The sequence below is a fragment of the Mesorhizobium sp. B1-1-5 genome (assembly GCF_006443065.1).
GTDB lineage: Bacteria > Pseudomonadota > Alphaproteobacteria > Rhizobiales > Rhizobiaceae > Mesorhizobium.
In genome coordinates this window covers 1-7,688 of record NZ_VFWS01000177.1, presented here as the reverse complement: position 1 = coordinate 7,688, position 7,688 = coordinate 1, and the positions used below count along the sequence as shown (strand labels likewise).

The 7,688-nt window shown below is 64.9% G+C and carries 3 protein-coding genes and 1 pseudogene; all 4 read left to right on the top strand.

Going from position 1 to position 7,688, the window contains the following annotated elements; genetic code table 11:
* The first annotated feature begins 64 nt into the window (after positions 1-64).
* Positions 65-880 carry an N-formylglutamate deformylase gene (gene hutG, locus FJ980_RS28435; RefSeq protein WP_140546972.1) on the top strand — a complete coding sequence of 272 codons (816 nt, stop codon included), beginning with the start codon at positions 65-67 and terminating at the stop codon, positions 878-880.
* Positions 881-909: 29 nt separating this feature from the next.
* The gene (gene hutU / locus FJ980_RS28430) at positions 910-2,583 is read left to right on the top strand and encodes a urocanate hydratase (protein WP_181181326.1); all 1,674 of its coding nucleotides are present in this window, start codon (positions 910-912) and stop codon (positions 2,581-2,583) included.
* Between the two features lie 5 nt (positions 2,584-2,588).
* The gene (locus FJ980_RS28425) at positions 2,589-3,176 is read left to right on the top strand and encodes a HutD family protein (RefSeq protein WP_140546971.1); all 588 of its coding nucleotides are present in this window, start codon (positions 2,589-2,591) and stop codon (positions 3,174-3,176) included.
* A 268-nt stretch (positions 3,177-3,444) separates the two neighbouring features.
* Positions 3,445-7,688 (top strand): annotated as a pseudogene (locus FJ980_RS28420) (protein ndvB); the annotation flags it as partial.

Here is a 7,688-nt window from a genome sequence, read left to right as displayed (position 1 = left end):
GTGGGGGAGATGTCCGGCAGGACAGAGGGGGGCGCCGTAGAACTCCAACCTGCGGAGGTCTCGCATGACCCCGTCCTGGCTCACCGTCACCCAGGGCACAGCGCCGCTGCTGGTTTCGATCCCGCACACCGGCATCGACCTCGCCGGCCTCGACTCGCGCCTCGTCTCGACCTGGCTCGGGCGGCGCGACTGCGACTGGTGGATCGACAAGCTCTATGATTTCGCCGCCGACCTCGGCGCCACGGTCGTGCACACCGCCATCTCGCGTACCGTTATCGACGTCAACCGCGATCCGTCCGGCGTCTCGCTCTATCCCGGGCAGGCGACGACCACCCTTTGCCCGACAGACACTTTTGACGGCGATCCGCTCTACCGCATGGGCGAGGAGCCGAGCCCATCCGAGGTCGACCAGCGCCGCGAGACCTATTTCGAGCCTTACCATGGCGCCCTGCAGGCCGAGATCGACCGGCTGCGCGGAATGCATGACAAGATCGTGCTCTATGACTGCCATTCGATCCGCTCGGTGCTGCCGCGGCTGTTCGACGGCACGCTGCCGGTCTTCAATCTCGGCACGAATGACGGCAAGAGCGCCGATCCCGTGCTGCAGGAAAAAGTGGCCGCCGTCCTGGCCGCGACCGGCGAGACCTGGGTGGTCAACGGCCGCTTCAAAGGCGGCTGGATCACCAGAAGCTTCGGCCAGCCCGGGAACGGCGTGCATGCGCTGCAGATGGAACTCTCCAACCGCGGCTACATGCGCGAGCCTGCCGAAAAAGGTTCGCCGGAAAATTGGCCGGTGCCTTACGACCCAAGCTACGCCGCGCCGATCCGCGCCACGCTGAAAACAATCCTCGAAACCGCCATTGACTGGGCCGGGCGCTGACGCGCTGCCCGCCTTGCTTGAAAGGGACAATGATGACCGATCCTCGTCACAACATACGTGAAGTGCGCGCCCCCCGCGGCGACAAGCTCAACGCCCGTTACTGGACGACAGAAGCGCCGCTGCGCATGCTGATGAACAATCTCGATCCCGAGGTCGCCGAGAACCCGAACGAGCTCGTCGTCTATGGCGGCATCGGCAGGGCGGCGCGCACCTGGAACGACTTTGACCGCATCGTCGCTTCGCTTAAGACGCTGGACGAGGACGAGACGCTGCTGGTGCAGTCGGGCAAGCCGGTCGGCGTCTTCAAGACACATTCCAACGCGCCGCGCGTGCTCATCGCCAACTCAAACATCGTGCCGCACTGGGCAACCTGGGAGAAGTTCAACGAGCTCGATAGGAAGGGCCTGATGATGTACGGCCAGATGACGGCCGGCTCCTGGATCTATATCGGCACGCAAGGCATCGTTCAGGGAACCTACGAGACCTTCGTCGAGGCCGGCCGCCAGCATTATAATGGCGACCTCAAGGGCAAGTGGATTCTCACCGGCGGCCTTGGCGGCATGGGTGGCGCCCAGCCTCTGGCGGCCGTCATGGCCGGCGCTTCCTGCCTCACGATCGAGTGCAATCCGGACTCGATCGATTTCCGCCTGCGCACGCGCTTTGTCGACGAGAAGGCCGAGACGCTCGACGAAGCGATGGAGATGATCAATCGCTGGACCAAGGCCGGCGAAGCAAAATCGGTCGGCCTGCTCGGCAACGCCGCCGAGATCGTGCCTGAGATGTTCAGGCGCGGCATCCGCCCCGACATCCTCACCGACCAGACCTCGGCGCATGACCCGATCAACGGCTATCTGCCGAAGGGCTGGACGATGGCCGAGTGGCGCGAGAAGCGCATCTCGGATCCGAAAGCCGTCGAGAAGGCCGCCTGCGCCTCGATGCGCGAGCATGTCGAGGCGATGGTGGCGTTCTGGAACGCCGGCGTACCGACGCTCGACTACGGCAACAACATCCGCCAGGTCGCCAAGGACGAGGGTTTCGAGAACGCCTTTGCATTCCCGGGCTTCGTGCCGGCCTATATCCGGCCGCTGTTCTGCCGCGGCATCGGCCCGTTCCGCTGGGCCGCTCTCTCGGGTGATCCGGAAGATATCTACAAGACCGACGCCAAGGTGCGCGAACTCACCCCCGGCAACACGCATCTGCACAACTGGCTCGACATGGCGCGCGAGCGCATCTCGTTCCAGGGATTGCCGGCGCGCATCTGCTGGGTCGGCCTCGGCGATCGCCACCGGCTCGGTCTCGCCTTCAACGAAATGGTCGCCAAGGGCGAACTCAAGGCGCCGGTCGTCATCGGCCGCGACCATCTCGATTCCGGCTCGGTCGCCTCGCCGAACCGCGAGACCGAAGCGATGAAGGACGGCTCCGACGCCGTTTCCGACTGGCCGCTGCTCAACGCGCTGCTCAACACCGCGTCCGGCGCCACCTGGGTGTCGCTGCACCATGGCGGCGGCGTCGGCATGGGCTTCTCGCAGCATGCCGGCATGGTCATCGTCGCCGACGGCACGGCTGACGCGGCAAAGCGCCTGGAACGCGTGTTGTGGAACGATCCGGCGACAGGCGTGATGCGACATGCCGATGCCGGCTACGACATCGCCATCCAGTGCGCCAAGGAGCACCAGCTGAACCTGCCGGGCATCCTGGGCTGAGCCAGATGCGCATCCTTCGTGCCGCCGATTACCGCGTCATGCCGTGGAAGAATGGCGGCGGCACCACGACCGAAATCGCCGTTTCGCCCGGCGGCGCCGGGTTCGACGATTTCGACTGGCGCGTCTCGATGGCCCGCGTCGAGACCAGCGGGCCATTCTCAAGCTTCGCAGGCATAGATCGAACATTGTCGGTGCTGGAAGGCGAGGGGATCATTCTCGACATTGCCGGCCGGCCGCCGGCGCGGCTGACCACGGCCTCAGCGCCGCTCGCCTTTCCTGGCGACGTGCCTACCGGCGCGGCGCTGATCGGCGGCCCGATCACCGATCTCAACATCATGACCCGCCGTGGCCGCATGACCCATAGCGTCGAGCGCCGATCCCTCTCCAGCGAGGTTCGCATTGCGCCGCGCGCCGACACCACCCTCGTTCTTGCCGTCGGCGCCGGCGCCACGCTGCTCACGGACGCTGGGCCGAGCCTCGGACCGCTCGACACGCTGATCCTCGACCGCGACAGCCCGGAATTGCGGCTTCAGCCCAAGGGGCAGGGCCCGCTTTTCGTGATCGGGCTCCACCGCCTCGCCGCCAACCATTAACGGCTGTTGCCAAACATGATCGCGGGTTGGGCGAATTATCGCCCGGCCCCTTGCATGTACCACGAAAAAGCCTGAATCCTTGCCCTGATCCAACCGGGGCGGAGAGCGAGGGGCGTTCGCCCACGAGCTGTCGAAAGGGCACGCCCCTGTTGTGGTGCGCAGAACAAACTTTCGGCCAACCAGTCATGCAACCAATTGCAATTGATCCGGTTTTAGGGGCATTGCCGTGGCGGTGACGCCGCATTGCGCCCGCCTTACGGAATTTTCAATGAACATTCAGACGAACCCGAACAAGATTGAACTGACAAGCGCCGGTTTCCCGGCGGCGACGGAAGCGCCGATACGCTCCAATTTCCTGCCTGAGGACCGGCTGCGCGCCTTGGGCGTCGGGCTCGCCAACGGTGAAGTCAAGGAATTGTTCGGCCTCGCCCCGTTCGAGTTCCACACCCGCATCCGCGACAGCGCCAAGAAGATTCTCGAAGTCTACCGCTCGACCAATGCCGCCCAGGCCAAGGGCGAGACCATCACGCCGGCCGCGCAATGGCTGCTCGACAACAACTACCTTGTCGAGGAGACCATCTTCCAGGTCAAGCGCGACCTGCCGCGCCGCTTCTATCGGCAGTTGCCGACGCTCACGCTCGGCAACGGCACCGTCTTGCCGCGCGCCTTCGTCGTTGCCTGGAGCTATGTCGAGCATTCCGACAGCTCGGTCTCCGCCAGCATGTTCAAGGCAATCGTCGAGGGCTTCCAGTCGGTCGAGCCGATGAAGATCGGCGAACTCTGGGCGCTGCCGTCGCTGCTGCGTTTCGTGCTGATCGAGAACCTGCGCCGCATCGCCGTTCGCGTCGACCGCACCAGGCAGATGCGCCATGTCGCCAACGAGGTCGCCGACCGGGTTCTCGCGACCGACGACAATGCCGACCGCACCAGGATCCTGTCCAACTACAGCGCGCATGCGCAGGACACCACCTTCGCCACCCAGCTGCTCTACCGCCTGCGCGACGGGTCGCAGAACGCCGGCCGCGCGCTGGAATGGCTGGAAGGCGAGCTGGAAAAGACCGGTTCCGATGCCGAGGAGATCATCATCTCCGAGCATCAGACGCTCTCTAGCGGCAATGTCACCACCGGCAACATCATTCGCGGTCTGCGCCTCATCAATGACGTCGACTGGACGGTCTGGTTCGAGGGCGTCAGCCGCATCGACACGCTGCTGCGCGAAAAGACCGATTTCGCCAACCTCGATTTCTTCTCGCGCGACCAGTACCGCACCGCGATCGAGCAGCTGGCGCGCCGCTCGCATCTCTCCGAATACCGCGTCGCCGAAAAGGCGATCGAGCTTGCTGGCCACACGCCCGGCCTCACCGATGCGTCCGGCGTGCCCGAAACCGCCGACCCCGACGTGCACACCGATGTCGGCTTCTTCCTGGTCGGGCCGCGCCGGCAGGAACTGGAAAGGGCGATCGGCTACCGGCCGCCTTTCTACGTGACCTTCAAGCGAGGCTTTGCCAGCGCCGGCTGGCTGGGCATCGTCGTGCCGGTTTTCCTTTTGACGGCGCTGCTGCTGGTGCTGTCGGGCAAAGCGCTCGTCAATCTCGGCCTGTCGGTGGAATCGATCACGCTGATGCTGGCGCTGTTTGCCGTTCCGGCCAGCGAAGGCGCGCTGGCCTTCTTCAACACCGTGGTAGCGCTGTTCCTGAAGCCGACCAGGCTTGTCGGCTACGATTACAACAAGCACGGCATCCCGGCCAAATCGCGCACCTTGGTCGTGGTGCCTTCGCTGATCGGCTCGCGCGACGACGTCGAGGAAAACATCCGCAACATCGAGGTGCACCACCTCGCCAACACGGCGGACGAGATCCGTTTCGCGCTGTTGTCCGACTGGCCGGATTCCAAGACCGAGATCGACGTCGCCGACATCGAGATCCTGCAATATGCCCGCGACGAGATCGCCAGGCTCAACGCCCGCTATCCGTCCGAAGGTTCGCCGCGCTTCTACCTCTTGCACCGGCGCCGGCTCTATAACCAGGCGCAGGGCTGCTGGATGGGCTGGGAGCGCAAGCGCGGCAAGCTGCATGAGCTGAACCTTCTTTTGCGCGGCGACAGCGATACTACCTTCCTGCCGCTCGACGTGCCGCTGCCGGAAAACGTCGTCTATGTGATGACGCTCGACGCCGACACGCGCACCACGCGCGACGCGGTTTCGGACCTGGTCGGCAAGCTCGCCCATCCGCTGAACCGCCCGCATTTCGATCCGGTCAAGTGCGTCGTCACCGCCGGCTACACCATCCTGCAGCCGCGCATCACCGCTTCACTCACCAGCGGCGACGATGCCTCCTTCTTCCAGCGCGTCTTCTCTGCCAATCGCGGCCTCGACCCCTATGTCTTCGCGGTCTCCGACCTCTACCAGGACGTCTTCGGCGACGGCTCCTTCACCGGCAAGGGCCTCTACCATGTCGACGCCTTCGAAGCGGCTCTGAAGGGTCGCATCGACGAAAACACCATCCTCAGCCACGACCTGCTCGAAGGCGCGCTGGCGCGCGCCGCGCTGGTCACCGACGTCGAGCTGGTCGAGGACTATCCGACCCGCTACTCGGTCGACGCCTCGCGCCATCACCGCTGGGCCCGCGGCGACTGGCAGTTGCTCGGCCATATCTTCGACCCGCGCTCCGGCGTGCCTGCGCTGTCGCGCTGGAAGATGGTCGACAATCTGCGCCGCTCGGTCACCCCGATCTTCTGGGTCATGGCCTGCGTCGCCGGCTGGACGCTGCTGCCCTTCACCCAGGCCGCGCAGTGGCAGGCTCTTATGATCCTCAGCCTGTTCATGGCGCCGACCTTCGACATCGTGAACGGCATCCTGCCGAAGAGTGGCGACCAGACGCCGCGCGGCCATTTCTCCGCCTTGGCCCGCGATACCGTGTTCGGCACCGCGCTCGTGGCGTTGAAAGTGCTTTTGATGGCGCATCTCGCCTGGATGATGGGCGATGCCATCATCCGCACCATCTACCGGCTCTTCGTCAGCCGGCAAAATCTTTTGGAATGGCGTACCGCCTCGCAAGCCGCCAAGGGCGGCAACGATCTCGGCGCCTATTACGGCATGATGTATGGCGCGGTGATCATCGGCGTCGTCGGCCTAGCGATTCCGGTGCTGGCCGATTCCACCGGCGCCTTCGTCGCCTTCTTCTTCGCCATCTTCTGGATCGCTTCGCCCGCCGTCGCCTGCTGGATCAGCCGCTCGGCCGAGACCGAGGACAGGCTGCGTATCTCGACCGCCGACATCCACGCGCTGCGCACCTTCGCGCGCCGCACCTGGCATTATTTCGAGACCTTCGTGACGGCCGAGCAGCATCACCTGCCGCCGGATAATTTCCAGGAAAGCCCGGCGCCGGTTGTGGCGCCGCGCACCTCGCCGACCAATATTGGCGTCTATCTTCTGTCGGTGGTGTCGGCGCGCGATTTCGGCTGGATCAGCCTGTCGGACGCCATCACCCGCATCGACGCCACGATGACGACCATCGAGAACATGCCGCGCGACCGCGGCCATCTCTACAACTGGTACGACACGACGACGCTGAAGCCGCTCTATCCGCTCTACATCTCCGCGGTCGACAGCGGCAATCTCGCTGGACATCTCGTCGCGGTGGCGGCGTCCTGCGCCGAATGGGCCGAAGCGCCTTCCGTGCATCTACAAGGCGATTTCGAAGGCATCATCGACACCGTCACCATTCTCGATGAGAGCCTGGACGAGCTGCCGGACGACCGCCGGCAGCTGCGGCCGCTGCGCCAGCGCCTTGCCGACCGTCTCGACGGCATGCGCCGCGCTGTGGCGACCATCAAGGCGCAGCCTGAGATGGCGTCGATCCGCACCATCAACCTTGCGGTGCTGGCCGGCGAGATCCGCAAGCTCGCCACCGCCATCCACACCGAGGCGGCGTCGCCGAAGAGCGATGTCATCGCCGACTGGGCGGCCAGGCTGGAAGCGACCTGCGAGGCGCATGTGCACGACTCGCACAATGACGATAGCGCTGTCGCCGCTCTGCGCGCCAAGCTGCTCGCCTTGCGCGAGCGCTGTCGCCGCTACGCCTTCGAGATGGATTTCTCCTTCCTGATGCGGCAGGAGCGCAAGCTGCTCTCGATCGGTTACCGCGTCGAGGAGCGCCAGCTCGACGAGAGCTGCTACGACCTGCTTGCTTCCGAAGCACGGCTCACCAGCCTGTTCGCCATCGCCAAGGGCGACCTGCCGACCGAGCACTGGTTCCGTCTGGGACGGCCGATCGTCGAGATCGGCTTCCAGGGCGCGCTGATGTCCTGGTCGGGCTCGATGTTCGAGTATCTGATGCCGCCGCTGGTCATGAAGGAGCCGCAGGGCTCGATCCTCAACCAGACCAGCAAGCTCATCATCAAGCGCCAGATCCAGTATGCGCGTTCCAAGAACGTGCCCTGGGGCATTTCGGAAGCGGCCTACAACGCCCGCGACCGCGAGCTCACCTATCAGTACACCAATTTCGGCGTGCC

Coding starts and splice junctions, on each gene's coding strand:
- hutG (WP_140546972.1), top strand. CDS start 65: ATGACCCCGTCCTGGCTCACCGTCACCCAGGGCACAGCGCCGCTGCTG.
- hutU (WP_181181326.1), top strand. CDS start 910: ATGATGACCGATCCTCGTCACAACATACGTGAAGTGCGCGCCCCCCGC.
- FJ980_RS28425 (WP_140546971.1), top strand. CDS start 2,589: ATGCGCATCCTTCGTGCCGCCGATTACCGCGTCATGCCGTGGAAGAAT.